Below are 18,894 nucleotides of genomic sequence, written 5' to 3'. Positions count from 1 at the left end.
CTCAAGACCTGCTGTCGTGTGCGGGGCGCGATACCCACTTTAGTGATGTTTCACGATGGTCGTCTCTTTTTCCTTAAAAAGATAAAGTATTCCAATGAAAATGACGACAGCGCCCAACCAGGCGAGCACAACATCGGAAACGTAGTGGCCGCCATAGGCGACCCGCATCACCGGCGCGGAAATCGAAACAGCGATCAACGGTGGCGACAGCAGAAGTTTGAGTCGGTTGGGAACAAGAAAGATTGCATAACAGAACAGCCAGCCTGCGGCTGCCGATTCTCCGGAAACAAACGAACAGTTGGAAATGCAGCTGCCGGAAAAATCTCCGGCCGGCACGAAAGGGTGCAGGCCGCCGAAAAGATCGGTGTTGCGCGGGCGCGGGCGGTGGGAGATCTCCTTGAGGATCCAGTTGACCAGTATGCCGGGGCCGATAAAGAGCGCAACCAAAGAGGCGATCAGTCGTCGTGCCTGCCGCGCGTCAAAGGTCGCACCGTGATGCGACCAGACGCCGATCAGCTGGTAGGCGATCACCAACGCCAGGATTGCCGGCAGAAAAAGGATCAGTTCGCGCAGAAGGCCGAGCGCCTTGTCCCGTGAGTGGAAAAATCCGCCGCAGATCGTTCCTTCGGGCGTTCCGGGTGCGCATGGCAGCTGGGTGTAAAATGATCCACTCACGCTGATATCAATGTCGGGAAACAGATAAAAAAACAGAAGCAGCACCCACCACAGCGCGAAAAGCGCGACAAATGCGAGCTTCAACGGCGGTAGGTCGCCAAGGTGGCGGGAAGCGTCTGTCAGCCGTGGCTTGACTCTGAAACTTGGCAATTCAGCTTTTCCGGTTTCTTTCGTCGCGTGTACAGGCACATCGTTTTCAGTTTCGGGGTTTTAAGTGTTATGGGGGAAGGGTCAACAGTTCTTGGTTGGTTGCGTTAACAAGGCGTAGACTTCTTTTGCCAAAAACATTCGTCAGATTCATGACCCGCATTCCCGAAACTTCGGAGCATTGAAAATGAAATTCTCGATTTCCTTTGTGAAAACGGCTGAAACCGCTGATAAAACAGTCATAACACTTGCCACCGAAGGCGGCGCACCAGTGGGGCTCGACGCTCTCGGCGGGATTGAGGCGCTTTATCAGAAAGCAGCGGAAACGGCTGGTTTTACGGCGAAATTGTGCACCGCGCTTGATCTCCTTTCACCCGCCGGCAGTGCGGCAGCCCGTGTCTTCGTCCTCGGGCTTGGCAAAAAGGAATCACTTTCCGAAAACAGCTGGATCAGCGCAGGCGGGAAGGCGGCGCGTCTGGCCACAAAGGTGGAAACGCTGGTGATCCACCCCGAAGTGGCAGGCGTTGCCGATATTGCGGGCAGTGTTGCCGATTTTGCGCTGGGGATGATGCTTGGCGGCTATGATTTCGACCAGTTCAAGACGACGGGCCGCGATGACGATGGAAAAACGCGCGACGTTGCCGTTCAGATCGTGACATCGGACCCGGCGGCTGCCGAAGCCGCTTTTGCCGAGCGGCAAGCCATTGGCGACGGCGTTTTGCTGGCGCGCGAACTCGTCAACCTGCCGGCCAATATTCTCGGCCCGCGTGAATTTGCCGACAAGGCGATGGCGCTTGAAGCGCTTGGCGCAAAGGTTGAGCTGCTCGACGAGGCCCGGATGAAGGAACTCGGCATGGGTGCGCTTCTGGGGGTTGCCCAGGGCTCCGTCCGTCCGCCCTATCTGGCGGTGATCGAGTGGAATGGCGGTCAGAGCGATGAGCGCCCGATTGCTTTCGTCGGCAAGGGGGTTGTCTTCGATACCGGCGGTATCTCGATCAAGCCCGCAGCCTCCATGGAGGACATGAAGGGTGATATGGGTGGTGCGGCCGCTGTTATCGGCCTCATGCACACGCTTGCCGCCCGCAAGGCCCGGGTCAATGCGGTCGGTATTCTCGGTCTTGTGGAAAATATGCCGGATGGAAACGCTCAGCGCCCCGGCGATATCGTGACATCCATGTCCGGTCAGACCATCGAGGTGATCAATACCGATGCCGAGGGCCGTCTCGTGCTCGCCGATGCGCTGTGGTATTGCAACGAACGTTTCAAGCCGCGTTTCATGATCGATCTGGCCACGTTGACGGGTGCTGTTCTAGTCGCGCTCGGGTCGCATCGTGCCGGACTGTTCAGCAATGATGATGGTCTTTCCGCCGAACTTGCCAGGGCCGCAGACACCACCGATGAAAAAATCTGGCGCCTGCCGCTCGGTGAAGAATATGATCGCATGGTCGACAGCCGTTTTGCCGATATGCGCAACACGGGCGGATCGCGCCACGCCGGTTCGATCACGGCGGCACAGTTTCTGAAGCGTTTTGTCGGCGAAACGCCCTGGGCGCATCTCGACATTGCCGGAACGGCCATGGGGGCTCCCAAAAACGAGATCAATCGCGGCTGGGCGTCCGGTTTTGGCGTTCGCCTTCTTGATGAACTGGTGCGCGGCAATTACGAAAAGCGCGACTGAGACATGACGAAAGAGGGCGGCTGGTGACCGAAATTCTGTTTTATCATCTGACGGAATCACTGCGTGAGGCAGCCCTGCCGCCGTTGGTGGAAAAAAGTCTGGAACGCGGCTGGCGTGTCGCGGTCCAGACGGTCAGCGAGACCGAGCGGGATCGCCTTGACGGCATCCTCTGGACCTTTCGCGCGGACAGTTTCATTCCGCACGGGACCGATGCCGAAGACGAGGCCAGCGCACAGCCGGTTTTGCTGACGGTTGGCGGTGAAAACGCAAACAACGCCGATATCCGCTTCTTCGTGGAAGGCGCGGATGTCGATGACGTTGATCAGTACAGCCGTGTGGTGGTGATGTTCGACGGCCATGATGTCGATGAACTCAACAAGGCGCGTGCCCATTGGAAGACGCTCCGGCAGGGCGACCACACCCTGACATACTGGCAGCAGGGCGAAGGTGGGCGATGGCAGAAAAAGGCCTGAAACCCTGTCCGACGAGGATGGTCTTCAGACCGCTGACAAACCCGAAGACGTGCGGGGTGTTGCCTCCACCAGCCGTCCCCACAGGTGTCATGCTCGGACGTGATCCGAGCATCCATTTCATTTAACTCTTTGATAAGAAATAGTTTTAGGTGAGCGTATATCGTGTGGCCCTGGATCCTCGGGTCAAGCCCGAGGATGACCCGGAGTGAGGGGCAGCTTTGTCAACAAACTGGAAGCCCTGTCCTTACAAGGACGGTTTCCGGCTTTTTCCTCGTAACGGTGCGCTCTGGTGTTTCGGTGAAATCCGCAGGAGGGCAAGAGAAACCCTTGTGGTCTCGTTGATTTCGCAATCAACACGGGAACAACGCCTGAGAGGACCGGTAATACTGTCTTCACAGGCAGACGGTTCAAAAGCGACAGGGGGATCCGTTCGTATCAGAACATCGTGTCGGTTCCGGTCGGCCGCAGCCTAGCCGTCATTCGCCGAGTTCAGGTCTTCGGGACGGATGCTGCGGCGTTGTTCGCTGGAACGCAGAAGACGAACCCCTGGGCCGAAGCCGTTTTCGCCATCTTCGATGAAGGCGACGCCGTTTTTCCTGAATGCTTTTTCAATTGCCTCGGCCACTGCGAAGTTACGCTCCTCGGCGTCATTTTCCGCTTTTGCGAGTGCGAGCGGATCAACGCCGGTCATGGCGGCGACCTGTTCTTCCGAAAATCCCAGAAGTGCGCGGGCTGCTCGGATTTGCTGCGATGTGATCATGTGTGTGATGCCTTCAGGAAGCGTTGCCGATGTTTATGATCTATAACATTTCTAATGTGGTAAATCTCCGGCGGTTCCGTATACCATCAAAAAAATGTTATCGGCCGGTTTCATCCGCGATCCGCCGGCGGGCCGGCCATCCACTTGATGATGAACATCGCCGGAATGATCCAGATGAGGCCGGTCAGCAGAAAATAGGCGAGGGCGGCCCAGGCGGATCGTCCGTCCAGCACCACGGTTGCCAGCGTCGTCGCCGTCAGCGCATAGGCGATGACGAGCGTGACAATAATGATCGTTCCGATAAATTTGCGCAATCTGACTGGCACGGCGCCGTTTCCCCCCGTATGAAGTGATGTGAGACTATGCCCCCTTGTCCGGCACGTGTGAAGCACGGCGGACAATGTCTGCCCTTAAATTTCAGGCAGACGGACATGGCAAGGCTGATTTGATTGGAGTGATGCCGATGGCAACCGCAACTTCCCCCGCCTGGACAGAAAGCGAGCTTCGTTTCAACGCGGCGCTTGTCAGGGGATGGCTCTATTTCGTGGTTTTGGTGCTGTTCTGTCTGGTGCTTGTCGGCGGCGCCACCCGGCTGACGCAGTCGGGGCTGTCGATCACCCAGTGGAAACCGATCCACGGCATCATTCCGCCCCTGAGCCTTGCCGAATGGCAGCAGGAATTCGACCTCTACAAGCGCATTCCCGAATATCAGCTTTTGAACAAAGGCATGTCGCTTGCCGAGTTCAAGAACATCTTCTGGTGGGAATGGACGCATCGCCTGCTCGCGCGGACGGTCGGCATCATCTTCGCGCTGCCGCTGCTGTTCTTCTGGATGTCGAAACGCCTGCCGAAGGGGCTCGGCTGGCCGCTGACCGGGGTGCTGGCGCTCGGCGGATTGCAGGGTTTCATCGGCTGGTGGATGGTTTCTTCCGGCCTGAGCGAGCGCACGGATGTCAGCCAGTACCGTCTTGCCGTTCATCTGATCATGGCCTGTCTGATCATTGCGGCCTGCGTCTATATCGCGCGGGGGCTGAAACCGCGCCGCCATGAGGACGCGCCGACGGCCGGTTCGCACGGACTGGCCATCATACTTCTGCTCGGGGCTTTCGTTCAGATCTATCTGGGCGCGCTGGTGGCCGGGCTCGATGCGGGGCTGTCCTACAACACCTGGCCGTTGATGGATGGCGCCGTCGTGCCGTCCGGCCTGCTGCTGCAACAGCCGGCCTGGATGAACTTTTTCGAAAACCCGAAAACGGTCCAGTTTGTCCACCGCACAGGCGGCTATGTGCTGCTGTTGATTGCCATCCTGCATTATCTGGTGGAATGGCGCGGCGCGGTGGCGCGCGGTCTGGATCTGGAGCTTTCCCAGCATGCGCGCGGTGCGCTGGTGATTCTCGTGGCGATCATTCTTCAGGCATGCCTGGGGATTTTCACGCTGGTCTTGCAGATGCCGCTGTTGCTGGCGCTGTCGCATCAGGCCGGCGCGATTATCGTTCTGATTCTCGTCACCGGCCATCTGCGTGGTTATCGCGCGCCGTTGATTGCGCGCGACTGAGGTGAATTCGGCTTATCCGAAGCGGTAGGCCGAATAGGGCTTGCCACGGAAATTGCCCCGAAAGACCTGTTCGCCCGTGTCCTTGCCCGCTGCGCCCGCGGCGGCAAAGACCGGAATGAGATGATCGGGCTCCGGCACGTGGCTTTCCAGCGCGTCCGGGTTCTCCGTCCAGGTTGCAAGCCGGGCCTTGCGCTCTTCCGGGTCCCTGATCGAAAGCGCGTTCTTCAGCCAGTCGTCAAATCGGGTGGCCGCCGCCGCATGCCGTTCATCTCTGCGGAAAAACATCCGCATATTGTGGTAGGACAATCCCGACGCAACGATCAGGATGTCCTCATCACGCAGCGGCTGCAACGCCTCGCCGATCTTGAAGTGCGTCTCGGCCGAAAGATCCGGATCGAGCGACATCATCACGATCGGGACATCGGCGTCGGGATACATCAGCATGAACGGAATGAACACGCCGTGGTCGAAACCCCGTTCGGCATCCGTTGCCGTTTCTATTCCCGCAGAAGACAGGACATCGCGCACATGTTCGGCAACATCCGGCGCGCCGGGGGCAGGGTAGCTGAGTTCAAACGTATGCGGGGGAAAGCCGTAATAATCGAACAGCATGCCGGGGTGGGCGGCCGTCGAAACGGTGAGCTTGTCGACATTTTCCCAATGGGCAGAGATCACCAGAACGGCCTTCGGGCGGCGGCCGAGTGCGGCGTCGAACCCCTTGAGATAGGTTTCGAGTTCTTTCCACGGATCGTTTGCCGGCAGATTGCCCTCCGGGCCGTGCATGAACGGCCAGGGGCCACCGCCATGGGGGATAAAGAAGACGGGAAGACGCGATTGCGTAGACATGAGCGTAAACCTCGCTGATTACTTTCACCCAATATAGCGAGGCGGACGACCGGCCGCGATGTCTCAACCGGTCGACGGATTGTTCACAGTCCTGTGATTATGCCGAGAGCATGAGATCCATGTTCTGGACGGCAGCACCGGAAGCGCCCTTGCCGAGATTGTCGAGCTGGGCCACCAGATTGACATAGCCACCGCTGCCGAAAACATAAAGTTTCATGATGTCCTGACCGGCAAGCGCTTCGGCGTTGAGCCGGGCAAGCGCGCCGCTTTCGTCCAGCGGAACCACCTGCACGATGTCCTGACCGCCGTAATAGTCGCTGAACACGGCATGGATGCTCTCCGCCGTATGGGTGCCTTCCAGTTCCTCCAGATAAAGCGGGACCTGCACCAGCATGCCCTGCGGGAAGCGTCCGACGGATGGCGAGAACACCGGTGCGCGCGGCAGCAGGCCATGGGTGGTCATCTCGGGCACATGCTTGTGGGCCAGTTTGAGGCCGTAGAGAAAATGAGGCGCGTCGATATGGTCTTCGCGGCTTTCATCTTCCATCTGGGCAATCAGGTTCTTGCCGCCGCCGGTATAGCCCGAGATCGCATTGATGGTGACCGGATAGCTGTCGGGAATGATGCCGGCGGCGCGCAGCGGCCGGATAAGCCCGATGGCGCCCGTCGGATAGCAGCCGGGATTGGCCACATGGCGGGCAGCGCGAATGCGTGCGCTCTGATCCCTGTCCATCTCGGCAAAACCATAGGCCCAGTCGGGATCGACCCGATAGGCCGTCGAGGTGTCGATTACCCGGACGCTGTTATTGCCGGCCAGCATGCCGACGGCTTCGCGCGAGGCATCGTCGGGCAAGCACAGGATGGCGATATCGGCGCTGTTGATGAGGTCTTCGCGCATCTTCGGGTTGCGCCGCTCCTCATGCGGGATGGAGAGAAGTTCGACGTCGCGGCGCTCGGCCATGCGGGTGCGGATCTGCAGGCCCGTGGTGCCGTGTTCGCCATCGATGAAGATCTTCGCTGCCATTGTCTTGTCCTGTTGCTGTCGGTTGGCCTGAATGTCTGCCGACCTATATAAAGCGGGCCCCGAGGGCCCGCAATGTTTTCGACTGAATCGATTGTTCAGTGTTTGACTTCGCGGAAGATCACTTCCGGCAGGCTGCCAAGCGCGGGGTAGAGCGGGATGAGGCAGGCCTGGAGCGCGTGGTAGATGTCGCTCTTGCCCGCAAACAGCGTCGTCTGCGGCACCAGATCCTCGGAAAGCTCCTCGTGCCAGCCGCCTTTCTCGTGGTCGAGCAGGTGGTTGGCAATGAAGCTCCACTGTTTGCGATAGGCATACATATGCACGTCCTGTCCGAAGTGGGCGGTCAGGAAGTGGGTGGCGCCGATGCCTTCGCAATGCGGCCACCACAGCTTGGCCCGGTTCTTCGGCTTGTTCTCCCAGTCGAGCGTATAGAACATGCCGCGTTTTTCATAATCCCAGCCCAGCTTGAAGGCGGAGACGAAAAGTTCATGGGCTGCTTTCGGCATCCAGCTATAGGAGCGCCCGGTCAGCGTGTGAAGCTGCAGCAAAAGCCGCGTCCATTCCAGCCAGTGGCCGGGCGTGGTGCCCGACGGGCGGAACATCTCGTTGCCGGAATAATTGTAATCGACCTTCCAGTCATCGGTGAAGTGTTCGGCTACACGGAACCCGCATTCGCGGGCATGCTTGTTGATGATCAGTTCGGCAATGCGCTTGGCCTTGCTGAGGTATTCGATCTCGCCGGTAACCTCGTAGGCTTCCATCAGCGCTTCGGTCATGTGCATGTTGCAGTTCTGGCCGTGGTAACCGCGCACCGGCGTCCAGTCGGACTGGAATTCCTCGGCAACGGCGCCGTATTCTTCCTCCCAGAAATACTTGTTGATGACCTCGGTGACATCGGCGATCATGGCGTCGGCCAGCGGATGGCCGGCGAATTTGGCGGACGAGGCGGCCAGCAGCACAAAGGCGTGGCCATAGGCCTGCTTGGTCGGCTCGCCAACCGGGCCGTCATCATTGACCTGCCAGAAATAGCCACCGCGTTCCTTGTCGCGATGGTTTTCCCACAGATAATGCATGCCGTGATCCAGCAGGTCGTCGCAGCCGGGGCGACCGAGCAGGTGGCCGATGGCCATGCAATGCACCATGCGCGCCGTGGTATGGATGCCCCGCACCGGATTGTCGCCGCCGACGGGATGACCGTCCTTGTCGAATTCGAAGAAGCCGCCCTTGGGATTGATCGACCTGTACTGGAAATAGTCGAACAGGTTGTTCGCCTGCGTTTTCAGCCAGTCCCGGTGATAAGGCCTTTGAATCCAGCGCGGCGGTGCGACAAGTGTATTGATCTTCGGTTTCATGGGACAAACCCTCCCTCTCTATGCAACCATGTGCTGCGCCAGCGCATGGGAATGTTGTTCACTACTGTCGATTGGAGCATCCGGAAAAGCCGCGCAGGCTCCATTCAGTCAGTTGATTAGATTCTATTTCGCACAGAATAGCATCTCAATTCCGATTTGCATCATGCTTGATCATGCGCAAATGATGCGAAAAAGCCGCCGCATCCCCAAAAAAGTGACATTTTTCGGATTGTTTCGGGGGCGGTATTGGTTTGAAACATTTTGGATATATTGACATAAAGATATCTTTATGTGATGTCGCGGGTCTGAAAATTGGAGATGGCTCATGTTTGATGAATTGTTCGGGGAAGAAGCGCCTGCACGCAGCGGTGCGGAAATTCGCGCCGCGCTTGAAAAGGCTGCGCGCGACCGCATTCTTGTTCTCGACGGCGCCATGGGCACACAGATCCAGGGTCTCGGCTTCGATGAGGACCATTTTCGCGGCGACCGCTTCATCGGCTGTGCCTGTCACCAGCAGGGCAATAACGACCTTCTGATCCTGAGCCAGCCCAAGGCGCTGGAGGATATCCATTATGCCTATGCGATTGCCGGCGCGGATATTCTGGAGACCAACACGTTTTCCAGCACCCGCATCGCGCAGGCCGACTACCAGATGGAAGACATGGTCTACGAGCTGAACCGTGACGGCGCGCGTCTTGCCCGGCGCGCAGCGATCCGCGCGGAGCAGGAAGACGGTCGCCGCCGTTTCGTCGCCGGTGCAGTCGGCCCGACCAACCGCACGGCATCGATCTCACCGGACGTTAACAATCCCGGCTATCGCGCTGTAACATTTGACCAATTGCGTGACGCTTATCGCGAGCAAATCGATGGCCTGATCGATGGTGGATCGGATCTGATTCTGATCGAAACCATCTTCGATACGCTGAACGCCAAGGCTGCCGTGTTTGCAGCGCGTCAGGCCTTTCGCGCCAAGGGTATCGAACTGCCGCTGATGATTTCCGGCACGATTACCGATCTTTCCGGGCGCACACTGTCCGGCCAGACGCCGACGGCGTTCTGGAACTCGCTTTCCCATGCAGACCCGTTCACCATCGGGCTCAACTGCGCGCTCGGCGCCGATGCCATGCTGCCGCATCTGCAGGAACTGTCGGGCGTGGCCGATACCTTCACCTGCGCCTATCCCAATGCCGGGCTTCCCAATGAATTCGGTCAGTATGATCAGGACCCGGAGGAAATGGCGGGGCTGATCCGCCCCTTCGCCCAGCAGGGTCTCGTCAACATCGTCGGCGGCTGTTGCGGATCGACGCCGGAGCACATCGGCGCCATTGCCGAAACCGTTTCGGCCTTCGCCCCGCGCAAGGTGCCCGAACACCGCCCGGTTCTGTCGCTTTCCGGTCTTGAGCCGTTTCATCTCACAAAGGACATTCCCTTCGTCAATGTCGGCGAACGCACCAATGTCACCGGTTCGGCCCGGTTCAAGAAGCTGATCACCAATGCCGATTATGCCACCGCTCTCGACGTTGCGCGCTATCAGGTGGAGGCCGGCGCCCAGATCATCGACATCAACATGGATGAAGGGTTGATCGATTCGCAGCAGGCAATGGTCGAATATCTCAACCTGATCGCCGCCGAGCCGGATATTGCCCGCGTGCCGCTGATGATCGATTCCTCGAAGTTCGAGATCATCGAAGCCGGCCTGAAATGCGCTCAGGGCAAGTCGCTGGTGAACTCGATCTCGCTGAAGGAAGGCGAGGAGCAGTTCATCGAAAAGGCGCAGCTGATCCGCGATTACGGTGCGGCCACCGTTGTGATGGCTTTCGATGAAGACGGTCAGGCCGATACCTATGAGCGCAAGGTCGAGATCTGCACCCGCGCCTATAATATCCTCACGGAAAAGGTTGGCTTTCCGCCGGAAGATATTGTTTTTGATCCAAATATCTTTGCCGTTGCCACCGGTATCGAAGAACATGACAATTACGGCGTCGACTTCATCGAGGCGACGCAGGCGATCCGTGAGAACCTGCCTTACGCGCATGTCTCGGGCGGCGTTTCCAATCTTTCCTTCTCCTTCCGCGGCAACGAGCCGGTGCGCCAGGCCATGCACGCGGTGTTTCTCTACCACGCCATTCAGGCGGGCATGGACATGGGCATCGTCAATGCCGGCCAGCTGATCGTTTACGAGACGATCGACCCGGAACTGCGCGAAGCCTGTGAGGACGTCGTTCTCAATCGCCGCAAGGATGCGACCGAGCGGCTTCTCGATATCGCCGAACGCTATCGCGGAACCGGCAAGACCGAGGAGCGCAAGCAGAACCTGGAATGGCGTGAATGGCCGGTTGACAAGCGTCTGGAACATGCGCTCGTCAACGGCATCACCGAATATGTCGAAGCCGATGTCGAGGAAGCGCGACAGGCTGCCGAGCGACCGCTGCATGTCATTGAAGGACCGCTGATGGCCGGCATGAATGTCGTCGGCGACCTGTTCGGCGCGGGCAAGATGTTCCTGCCGCAGGTGGTGAAATCGGCGCGCGTGATGAAGCAGGGCGTGGCCGTGCTGCTGCCCTATATGGAAGAGGAAAAGCGCCTGAGCGGCGCTGAAGAGGCTGGCTCCAACGGCAAGGTGATCATGGCGACGGTGAAGGGCGATGTGCACGACATCGGCAAGAACATCGTCGGCGTGGTTCTCGCCTGCAACAACTACGAAATTATCGATCTCGGCGTGATGGTGCCCGCTGAGAAGATTCTTGCGGCAGCAAAGGAGCACAATGCCGATATCATCGGCCTTTCCGGCCTGATCACGCCGTCGCTCGACGAAATGGTGCATGTGGCTGCCGAAATGGAGCGGCAGGATTTCACGGTTCCGCTGCTGATCGGCGGCGCCACTACCAGCCGCACCCATACGGCGGTGAAGATCCACCCGGCCTATGAGAAAGGGCAGGTGATCTATGTGGTTGATGCCAGCCGCGCTGTCGGTGTGGTCAACAACCTGCTTTCGCCGGAGCTGAAGGAGGGCTATGTCGCCGATATCCGCGCGGAATATGCCAAGGTCGCCGAAAATCATCGTCGTGCCGAAGCGCAGAAGAACCGCCTGCCGCTGGCGACCGCCCGCGCCAACCGCGTCAAGGTCGACTGGGACGCCTACGCGCCGCACCGTCCGTCATTTCTCGGAACCAAGGTTTTCGAGGACTACGATCTGGAAGAGCTTGCGCGCTATATCGACTGGACGCCGTTCTTCCAGACCTGGGAGCTGAAGGGGCGCTATCCGAACATTCTCGAAGACGAACGGCAGGGCGAAACCGCGCGCCAGCTGTTCGAGGATGCGCAGGCGATGCTGAAGAAGATCATCGACGAAAAGTGGTTCCGTCCGCGCGCCGTCATCGGCTTCTGGCCGGCCAATGCTGTCGGCGACGATATTCGCCTTTATACCGACGAGACCCGCGAAAGCGAACTCGCCACCTTCTTCACATTGCGTCAGCAGCTTTCCAAACGCGGCGAACGCCCGAATGTGGCGCTGTCGGATTTCGTCGCGCCGGCGGAAACCGGCAAGCAGGATTATGTCGGCGGTTTTGTCGTTACGGCAGGGATCGAGGAGGTGGCGATCGCCGAACGCTTCGAGCGCGCCAATGACGACTATTCCTCGATCATGGTCAAGGCGCTGGCGGACCGTTTTGCCGAGGCGTTTGCCGAGCGGATGCACGAACGCGTGCGCCTCGAATACTGGGGCTATGCGCCGGATGAGGCTTTCTCCAATGTCGAACTGATCGGCGAATCCTATGGCGGCATCCGCCCGGCGCCCGGCTATCCGGCCCAGCCCGACCACACCGAAAAGCGCACGCTGTTCGATCTCCTGGACGCCGAAAACGCCTCGGGCGTGGAACTGACGGAAAGCTACGCCATGTGGCCGGGTTCCTCGGTCTCCGGCATCTATATCGGCCACCCCGACAGCTACTATTTCGGCGTTGCCAAGGTCGAACGCGATCAGGTGGAAGATTATGCGGCCCGCAAGGGCATGGATGTCGAAGAAGTCGAACGCTGGCTCGGACCGGTGCTGAACTATATTCCGGCCGATGGCGGAAAAGCCGATGACGCCGCGTAAACGATGAGTGATACTGGCGGCAGGTTTTCGGCTGCCGCCGGCAAACAGATTGAGCGGATGAAGCGCATTGATCTCGTTTAATCAGCGCTGAAATATGACTACAACAATGTCGGGCCACACTCATCGCTGGGCAATAAAACGCCGAATGAAGTACGGCGAGAAATGGAGGAGCTTGATGCGGGCGCCACACAGGCCCTTGCCCACGCAGACCACCAATCGCTAACCCGCAGACTCTCGAATTGAACGAGGGACGTAAGTCAGCGCTACAATTGGAAAAAGACAAGCTGATCGCGTAGGAAAAGCTGACAGGAAGCGCCACGCCCAAATGCAGCTTCGAGAAAATGTTCGAACTCGCCCTCGGCTTTCTGCCTAACCCTTTTAAAATCTGGCGTTCCGAGTATCTGGAAGCCAAGCGAACCGTGCTCAGACTGGTCTTTGCAGAGCGTTTGTCCTATGGCCGCGAAGAAGGACTTCGAACCCCGAAAACCGCATTACCATTCAATACGTTAGGAGTCGAAAACATGGGGGGATGTGAAATGGCGGAGAGGAAGGGATTCGAACCCTCGATACCATCACTGGTATACTCCCTTAGCAGGGGAGCGCCTTCGACCACTCGGCCACCTCTCCGGTCAGGCCCGTGTATTGTCAAAAACCATATAGATCAAGGATTTTTTTTAAATTTATTCCTCGACCGATAAGCCGGCGTAGCTGGACAAGCGTGCAGCAAAAAGAAAGAACGTGAAGTGGACAAACGTCCCGTTTCGTTTAAAGCCAACACGCCATATGTTCTTTGTTTTTCGAGCTAAAATAGCATGTGAACGCGTTTGATCAGATTGACGGCCGTGGCAATCGATACGGTAGTTGATCTGCGTTATATCTGGTGGAACTTCATGGCATCGTCGCGGGAACGCATCGAGGAAGCTAAGTCGAGTCAGTCGCACCTGTTCTGGGGCTGTTTCGATATGGCCGTCACCCGCTTCTCGGGACGCCGCGCGCCGATTCATCTCGGCGGCATCCTCACACTGCTGTATCATGTGCCCCATGAGGCCTACGATTGGGAAGTCTCCTGGCCGGGCGGTGGCGGGATCGATTATCCCGCCTTCTATGCCTATCCCTGTTCGAACCAGATCTTGTCGAACGCCTCGAGGCAGCAATAGACGCGCGGCACGCGGGGCTTGATACGGTGTCGGAAACGGACGCATCTTTTGCCGAGGATGCGAAGAATTACCTGTCACTCCTTACCAGGTCATCCGAGTGAGGGGGCTGCATAGTCGGGACATCAATAGTCGCTGCGGTTTGCCCGCACCTTAACATGATACCGTTCATCATAGGCTTTGGCAGCTCGGAAAAGATGAGACGTTGACTTCACCGCATTCCACCACCCTGCTGACGTTTGAGCGTGTCTGAAAGTGGTGCCAAAACGAGGCTTCCAATCGATCCAGTTGGAGGTGTTATTCGGGTTCAATGGTCTGCCATTGCATGAAGCTGTCCGATATAGGGGTCGACTTTGACGAATGGAAGCCGGCGCGGCGCAACTGGCTGCCGTCTATCAGTGAGGAGATATTCGAGCCTGACGATCACAAAGCTGGCTACAGTTCTCCCGAACCGGTTACCGCGCAATGGGGGTGCCTATGTCAGAAAATGCCGCTTGCGAAGATCGTGCGTCGGCAGATAGTAGCTGGTTAACCTGTCAAACAGGCACCTCCCGCGAATGTAGGCATCGGTGATTGTGAACCCCCGCAACCATCATTACTTGCGATGACCAATCTCAGCGCGCTCGGTGCACGCGTTCTGACAGCCTGAGTGCGGTCCTTGGCCTCACCTTGCTCTATTGTCGTCTGTCAGAGATATTTGGCTTTCCGTCAGATTCCTGACCCAAAATCAAGGCGGATATTCATGCACCGCGTAGCGAAGGTCGGGTCCGAGTCCAGAGTGATGGATGTGCAGATTGCACGAACGTCCGCATTATTGGCCTCGGAATAATTGAATAGGCGCCTGATCTTCGGCGCTATGGACTTGTTCCTGTGCTATCCATGTCACCATGCTGTTTGATCTTCCCGACCACGATACGCTCTACGAAGCGCTTTTGGCCCGCGACACCCGTTTTAATGGACAGGTCTACGTGTGTGTGGCGTCGACCGGTGTCTTTTGCCGACTGACTTGCCCGGCCCGCAAACCAAGGAAAGAGAACTGCACGTTCCTCGGAACGGTAGGGGAATGTCTCGAAGCCGGATACAGGTCCTGTAAACGGTGCCACCCGCTTGAGCCGATGGCCATGGCCGATCCCGCGATTGCTACCCTTCTGGCGGCACTGGACGAGAGACCCGACTATCGATGGCGCGAAAGCGACATCGAGAGGATGGGGCTCGATCTTTCCACCGTCAGGCGAAGTTTCAAGCGGCAATTCGGGATGACGTTTCTGGAGATGGCCCGTCAGCGACGCCTGCGGGACGGGTTCGAGACATTGGCAGGTGGCGGCGCGGTAATCGACGGGCAGCTTGATGCAGGTTTTGAGTCAGCGAGCGCATTCCGGGCAGCGTTTCTGAAGCTGCTTGGAAAGGCGCCCGGCAAGCTGTCCACTGATCCGCTACTATTTGCCGACTGGGTTCAGACGCCACTCGGCGACATGGTCTCTGTCACCAGCGCGTCGCAGCTTCACCTTCTCGAATTCATTGATCGAAAGGCGCTTCCCAAGGAACTTGAAAGACTGAATGTTCACGCCAAGGGCCGCCTTGGCATCGGGCAGACAGAACCGGCCGCGCAGATCAAAGAGGAGCTGGACGCGTTCTTTAGCGGCTCATCATCAGAGTTCCAAACGCCGCTCGCCTATCATGGATCGGAGTTCAGCGGTGCGGTCTGGGACGCGTTAAGGAAGATACCGGCTGGCACAACGCGCAGTTATTCGGACATCGCGGTCAGCGTCGGCCGCCCTTCAGCGGTTCGCGCCGTCGCCCGGGCAAATGGTGCAAATCAGATCGCTCTGGTCGTCCCCTGCCATCGCGTCATCGGTGCAGATGGTTCGATGACCGGTTACGGCGGCGGGCTCTGGCGCAAGCAGAAACTTCTGGAAATCGAACGACAATACCTATCGGAAAAGGCGAGAGAAAATCATCATGTCACAGACTGAAAAGGCATCGCGCCTTGCACAACTGCATCAAAAGGGCAATCCGCTGGTGCTTTACAACATCTGGGACGCAGGCGGGGCGAAAGCGGTAGAAGAAGCGGGAGCGTTCTCCGGCAACGCGATTTGCTGTTTCAAGGATAGGAGAACGGCGCAACTGGACGCTGCAGTGCTGTTGAGGCGGGCTTTCAAGGCAATGCGCTCAGCGTTGGTGCATTAAACCCAAGATGGTCGCTGGGCCGGTATCCGCGAGCACACGGAGATGTCCAATTACCAAGGCTCTTCAGCGCTTTGCGTTAGGAAACGGCCTGTCGGTCCGTCGTCTGACAATAGGGCCGCTGCGACCGACGCTCGCGCGCCTTCCGCCGCCGATTGCGCTCCCGGACCACCTCCATTCAAGTCTGTCGCAGTGAAGCCCGGTGCGACCGAATTCACCTTGATCCCGATCTCGTTCAGCTCCTTTGCAAGCAGCACCGTTGCCATGTTGAGGGCTGCTTTTGCACCGTTGTAGCCGATCATTTGTACGCCCGCGAATTCCCACTCCGGATCGCCATTCCGGACAAGTGATCCAAGGCCGCTGGATACGTTCACAATTCGGGCTGAAGGAGCGTTCTTGAGAAGTGACAACATGGACTGCGTCACCTCCAATGCGCCAAAGAAGTTGGCTTCGAAGACACGCCGAACTTCCATCAGATCCGCCGAACTTACCGGCCCATCCGAGGCCGCGCCGATACCTGCATTGTTGACCAGAATGTCAAGCCTGCCGAAGGTCTCCTGGATGTAGCGTGCAGCAGTCTCCAAAGTGGCTCGGTCTGTTACATCGAGGGTGACCGCCCGCGCATCGATATCTTCGGAGCTCATGCGCGCAGCGGCATCCTCTCCGCGCGCGGGATCACGGGAGCCGAGCAGGACGACACATCCCTCGTGTCCAAGCTGACGCGCAGTCTCGTATCCGATGCCCTTGTTGGCCCCGGTCACCAGGGCGATGCGTTTTGATGAGCTGTTCATGGAGCTGACTTTCTTGCAATTTCGGAACTCGATCTCAATATATGAACAAAGTGTCAGATTTGGTATTCGCATATGAACTCACCGACTTCGGGCAGCCTCGAGCCCCGTAAGGCACCGGTCCAGAAGCGATCGAAAGCAACCGTCGAGGCAATTTTGGAAGCGACTGTTCAGGTTTTGCTGCGGGACGGAGCTGAAAAGCTGACGACCCGCCGCATCGCTGAGAGGGCTGGCGTATCTGTGGGAACACTTTATCAATACGCCCCCAGCAAAGAGGCTTTGCTCTACGCGCTTGTCAGTCGGCACCTTGATTTGACTGCCTCGGCGGTCGAGCAAGCCTGCCGCACGTCTCATGGGCGGACGCTAATGCAGTGCAGCGATGCTTTCGTTACTGCGTATGTTGACGCAAAAGCAGCCGATCCCGAGGTATCACGGGCGCTCTATCATGCAACCTCACGGTTCGATATGACCGAATTGGTCGACGCGGCTTTCGGCCGCCTGTACAACGCGGCACATGCCCTTCTTGATGGCGCGAATGATGCGGTCATCAAGGATATCGACCATGTCGTTTTTAGCTGGGTTGCGATCGTCGCCGGCGGAACACGTCAAATTATCGAGGGTGCTGACACTGTCGAGCGTTTCCCGGCCTTTCGGTGTCAACTCGTGAAAATCTGCCGAGCCTATCTCGAGACGGTGAGAATACGGGAATAGGTCTGATGTTGAACGCGCACGAAACGGATGATGTCGGTGCTCCGGTCGCTGCCACTGTCGCCCACGACCACCATGCCAGTTCGTCGAGAGCCGCATTTAGCGACGGAAGGAGATAAGCATCGATTTCTTCGATTGGCTTGTTGGCCGATGGGAGCGATGGCCATGAAATTGCCGCCGCCGCCGTCATGTCCGACCGCGGTGAACGGTTTGCGGTTGCATTCTTTGTACGTCTCTCGCTTGATGGCGCATCACGCTTGTTGCTCGCCTTGTTTATTTCATCTTTCTGATGGCTTGTGAGCGTCTGCCGGTTCTGAATTGTTAGTGCTTTCCATCGGATGCTGACCGGGTTGCCGATCAATCAGCTCACGTTCACTGACGTGTGGCTTGTGTTTAGCGGAGCTTCCGGGCTCCGGTTGCGCAGGCCCGTTGAATACGACAGCCTTTTTCGGGCGGGTGTCGACCGACAGGCTGAAGACGTCGGGGCGGGCGTAGTGGCCGGCGACGTCGAGGTCGTATTTGCCTTTGGTGATCAGGCTCCGGTCGAGGTCCGCCAGCTTGATTGTCTCGCCAGTAAAATCGGGTTCGACCAGCACAGTGCCGAGCGGATCCATAATGCATGAGCCGCCGCGGATCAGGACGGTGTCGGGATCGTCGCCCTGGATAGGACAATAATCCTCTGGTCCGTCGCTGCGTTTGAAATACTGGCAGGCCGAGATGACGAAGCAGCGGCCCTCGATGGCAATCGTGCGCATGGTCGGCAGCCATGTGTCGCGGTCGTCCACGGTGGGCGCGCAATAGAGTTCGACACCCTGCGCATACATCGCCATGCGCAACAGCGGCATATAGTTTTCCCAGCAGATGACGCTGCCGATGCGGCCGATGGCCGTTTCGGCAACGCCGATGGTCGAACCGTCGCCGAAGCCCCAGACAAGCCGTTCCAGCGCCGTCGGCATCAGCTTGCGGTGTTTTGAGACCAGATCACCCGAGGGAGCATAGGAGAGGGAACTGCAATAAAGCGTGCCGCCATCGCGCTCGATCACCCCGACGACGAGATGGACGCCATTGTCGCGCGCGATCTCGCCGAGGCGGGCGGCCTCCGGCCCGGGCAGGTCAATGGCGCTTTCATAATAGCGGTGGAAATCGTCGCGCCCTTCCGGGCTGCGGATCCCCAGACGGGCGCCGAAATCGAGCCCCTTGGGATAGCCGCCGACAAAGGCCTCGGGCAAAACGACAAGGTCCGCCCCCTGTGAAGCTGCCTCACGGACAAGCGTTTCCAGCTTGGCCATCGTCTTCGCGGTATCGAACAGGACCGGCCCGGCCTGTACGACGGCGGCGCGGATCGTCTGTGGACTCTGGCGGTTGTTCAGGAAATCGGACAAGGGTTTCATCTCCGGATACGCGTTGGAAAACAGACTGGCAAGCGCTGCGGCATCGTCAGGTTGGACAGCAGATAC

At 58.3% G+C, this 18,894-nt stretch carries 14 protein-coding genes, 1 tRNA gene and 3 pseudogenes; 9 read left to right on the top strand and 9 right to left on the bottom strand.

Going from position 1 to position 18,894, the window contains the following annotated elements:
• Window positions 1-39: 39 nt before the first annotated feature.
• Window positions 40-531: a phosphatase PAP2 family protein gene (locus ABID12_RS18370; protein WP_354435611.1), complete on the bottom strand. Its 492-nt coding sequence runs from the start codon at window positions 529-531 to the stop codon at window positions 40-42.
• Window positions 532-1,003: 472 nt separating this feature from the next.
• Between ABID12_RS18370 and ABID12_RS18365 the strand changes: the two genes are divergently transcribed.
• Together ABID12_RS18365 and ABID12_RS18360 are read left to right on the top strand one after the other, a co-directional pair.
• Window positions 1,004-2,500 carry a leucyl aminopeptidase gene (locus tag ABID12_RS18365; protein ID WP_435528259.1) on the top strand — a complete coding sequence of 499 codons (1,497 nt, stop codon included), beginning with the start codon at window positions 1,004-1,006 and terminating at the stop codon, window positions 2,498-2,500.
• A 23-nt stretch (window positions 2,501-2,523) separates the two neighbouring features.
• Window positions 2,524-2,973: a DNA polymerase III subunit chi gene (locus tag ABID12_RS18360; RefSeq protein WP_354435560.1), complete on the top strand. Its 450-nt coding sequence runs from the start codon at window positions 2,524-2,526 to the stop codon at window positions 2,971-2,973.
• A 469-nt stretch (window positions 2,974-3,442) separates the two neighbouring features.
• On the opposite strand, the gene ABID12_RS18355 is transcribed toward ABID12_RS18360, so the two are convergent.
• Window positions 3,443-3,733 carry a helix-turn-helix domain-containing protein gene (locus ABID12_RS18355; protein WP_106312796.1) on the bottom strand — a complete coding sequence of 97 codons (291 nt, stop codon included), beginning with the start codon at window positions 3,731-3,733 and terminating at the stop codon, window positions 3,443-3,445.
• Window positions 3,734-3,843: 110 nt separating this feature from the next.
• Entirely contained in the window at window positions 3,844-4,059 is a 216-nt protein-coding gene (locus ABID12_RS18350) for a DUF2842 domain-containing protein (protein ID WP_106312793.1), read from the bottom strand.
• A gap of 131 nt (window positions 4,060-4,190) precedes the next feature.
• On the opposite strand from ABID12_RS18350, the gene ABID12_RS18345 reads away from it, so the two are divergent.
• Window positions 4,191-5,288: a COX15/CtaA family protein gene (locus ABID12_RS18345; protein ID WP_435528258.1), complete on the top strand. Its 1,098-nt coding sequence runs from the start codon at window positions 4,191-4,193 to the stop codon at window positions 5,286-5,288.
• A gap of 12 nt (window positions 5,289-5,300) precedes the next feature.
• Here the strand turns inward: ABID12_RS18345 and ABID12_RS18340 are convergent, their stop codons facing one another.
• The 3 genes from ABID12_RS18340 to ABID12_RS18330 form a co-directional block, all read right to left on the bottom strand.
• Window positions 5,301-6,134, bottom strand: coding sequence for a DODA-type extradiol aromatic ring-opening family dioxygenase (locus ABID12_RS18340; protein ID WP_354435558.1), 834 nt, complete (start codon window positions 6,132-6,134; stop codon window positions 5,301-5,303).
• Between the two features lie 97 nt (window positions 6,135-6,231).
• Window positions 6,232-7,158 carry an N-acetyl-gamma-glutamyl-phosphate reductase gene (gene argC, locus ABID12_RS18335; RefSeq protein ID WP_354435557.1) on the bottom strand — a complete coding sequence of 309 codons (927 nt, stop codon included), beginning with the start codon at window positions 7,156-7,158 and terminating at the stop codon, window positions 6,232-6,234.
• Window positions 7,159-7,253: 95 nt separating this feature from the next.
• On the bottom strand, window positions 7,254-8,507 hold the full coding sequence (locus ABID12_RS18330; protein WP_354435556.1) for an AGE family epimerase/isomerase: 1,254 nt from the start codon (window positions 8,505-8,507) through the stop codon (window positions 7,254-7,256).
• A gap of 325 nt (window positions 8,508-8,832) precedes the next feature.
• Between ABID12_RS18330 and metH the strand changes: the two genes are divergently transcribed.
• Together metH and ABID12_RS18320 are read left to right on the top strand one after the other, a co-directional pair.
• On the top strand, window positions 8,833-12,603 hold the full coding sequence (gene metH, locus ABID12_RS18325) for a methionine synthase (protein WP_354435555.1): 3,771 nt from the start codon (window positions 8,833-8,835) through the stop codon (window positions 12,601-12,603).
• 90 nt (window positions 12,604-12,693) lie between these two features.
• Window positions 12,694-12,846, top strand: a pseudogene (locus ABID12_RS18320) (IS3 family transposase); the annotation flags it as partial.
• A 294-nt stretch (window positions 12,847-13,140) separates the two neighbouring features.
• Here the strand turns inward: ABID12_RS18320 and ABID12_RS18315 are convergent.
• Window positions 13,141-13,230 (bottom strand) — tRNA-Ser (locus ABID12_RS18315).
• 296 nt (window positions 13,231-13,526) lie between these two features.
• On the opposite strand from ABID12_RS18315, the pseudogene ABID12_RS18310 reads away from it, so the two are divergent.
• The 3 genes and pseudogenes from ABID12_RS18310 to ABID12_RS18300 form a co-directional block, all read left to right on the top strand.
• A pseudogene (locus tag ABID12_RS18310) lies at window positions 13,527-13,715 on the top strand (DUF5996 family protein); the annotation flags it as partial.
• A gap of 929 nt (window positions 13,716-14,644) precedes the next feature.
• Entirely contained in the window at window positions 14,645-15,730 is a 1,086-nt protein-coding gene (locus ABID12_RS18305) for a bifunctional transcriptional activator/DNA repair enzyme AdaA (protein ID WP_354435554.1), read from the top strand.
• Window positions 15,717-15,833: pseudogene (locus ABID12_RS18300) on the top strand (isocitrate lyase/PEP mutase family protein); the annotation flags it as partial. The gene ABID12_RS18305 and the pseudogene ABID12_RS18300, both read left to right, overlap by 14 nt.
• Before the next feature lie 161 nt (window positions 15,834-15,994).
• Here the strand turns inward: ABID12_RS18300 and ABID12_RS18295 are convergent.
• Complete coding sequence (locus ABID12_RS18295) at window positions 15,995-16,732, bottom strand: SDR family oxidoreductase (protein WP_354435553.1); 738 nt, start codon at window positions 16,730-16,732, stop codon at window positions 15,995-15,997.
• Between the two features lie 72 nt (window positions 16,733-16,804).
• Here ABID12_RS18295 and ABID12_RS18290 point away from each other — a divergent pair, with 72 nt between their 5' ends.
• Window positions 16,805-17,440, top strand: coding sequence for a TetR/AcrR family transcriptional regulator (locus tag ABID12_RS18290; RefSeq protein ID WP_354435552.1), 636 nt, complete (start codon window positions 16,805-16,807; stop codon window positions 17,438-17,440).
• Window positions 17,441-17,715: 275 nt separating this feature from the next.
• Here ABID12_RS18290 and ABID12_RS18285 read toward each other — a convergent pair whose 3' ends face one another.
• Window positions 17,716-18,819, bottom strand: a complete 1,104-nt coding sequence (locus tag ABID12_RS18285) for a carbon-nitrogen hydrolase family protein (RefSeq protein ID WP_354435551.1) — start codon at window positions 18,817-18,819, stop codon at window positions 17,716-17,718.
• Between the last annotated feature and the right edge of the window lie 75 nt (window positions 18,820-18,894).

The organism is Martelella mangrovi (assembly GCF_040545495.1).
Taxonomy (GTDB): domain Bacteria; phylum Pseudomonadota; class Alphaproteobacteria; order Rhizobiales; family Rhizobiaceae; genus Martelella; species Martelella mangrovi.
Note: the sequence above shows the minus strand (reverse complement) of the source record. Positions and strands in the feature narration are given on the sequence as shown.

Bases quoted from the DNA above. Each gene is read 5' to 3' on its own strand.
- ABID12_RS18355 (WP_106312796.1), bottom strand. From the start codon at position 3,733: ATGATCACATCGCAGCAAATCCGAGCAGCCCGCGCACTTCTGGGATTT.
- ABID12_RS18345 (WP_435528258.1), top strand. From the start codon at position 4,191: ATGCCGATGGCAACCGCAACTTCCCCCGCCTGGACAGAAAGCGAGCTT.
- ABID12_RS18340 (WP_354435558.1), bottom strand. From the start codon at position 6,134: ATGTCTACGCAATCGCGTCTTCCCGTCTTCTTTATCCCCCATGGCGGT.
- argC (WP_354435557.1), bottom strand. From the start codon at position 7,158: ATGGCAGCGAAGATCTTCATCGATGGCGAACACGGCACCACGGGCCTG.
- ABID12_RS18330 (WP_354435556.1), bottom strand. From the start codon at position 8,507: ATGAAACCGAAGATCAATACACTTGTCGCACCGCCGCGCTGGATTCAA.
- metH (WP_354435555.1), top strand. From the start codon at position 8,833: ATGTTTGATGAATTGTTCGGGGAAGAAGCGCCTGCACGCAGCGGTGCG.
- ABID12_RS18305 (WP_354435554.1), top strand. From the start codon at position 14,645: ATGCTGTTTGATCTTCCCGACCACGATACGCTCTACGAAGCGCTTTTG.
- ABID12_RS18295 (WP_354435553.1), bottom strand. From the start codon at position 16,732: ATGAACAGCTCATCAAAACGCATCGCCCTGGTGACCGGGGCCAACAAG.
- ABID12_RS18290 (WP_354435552.1), top strand. From the start codon at position 16,805: ATGAACTCACCGACTTCGGGCAGCCTCGAGCCCCGTAAGGCACCGGTC.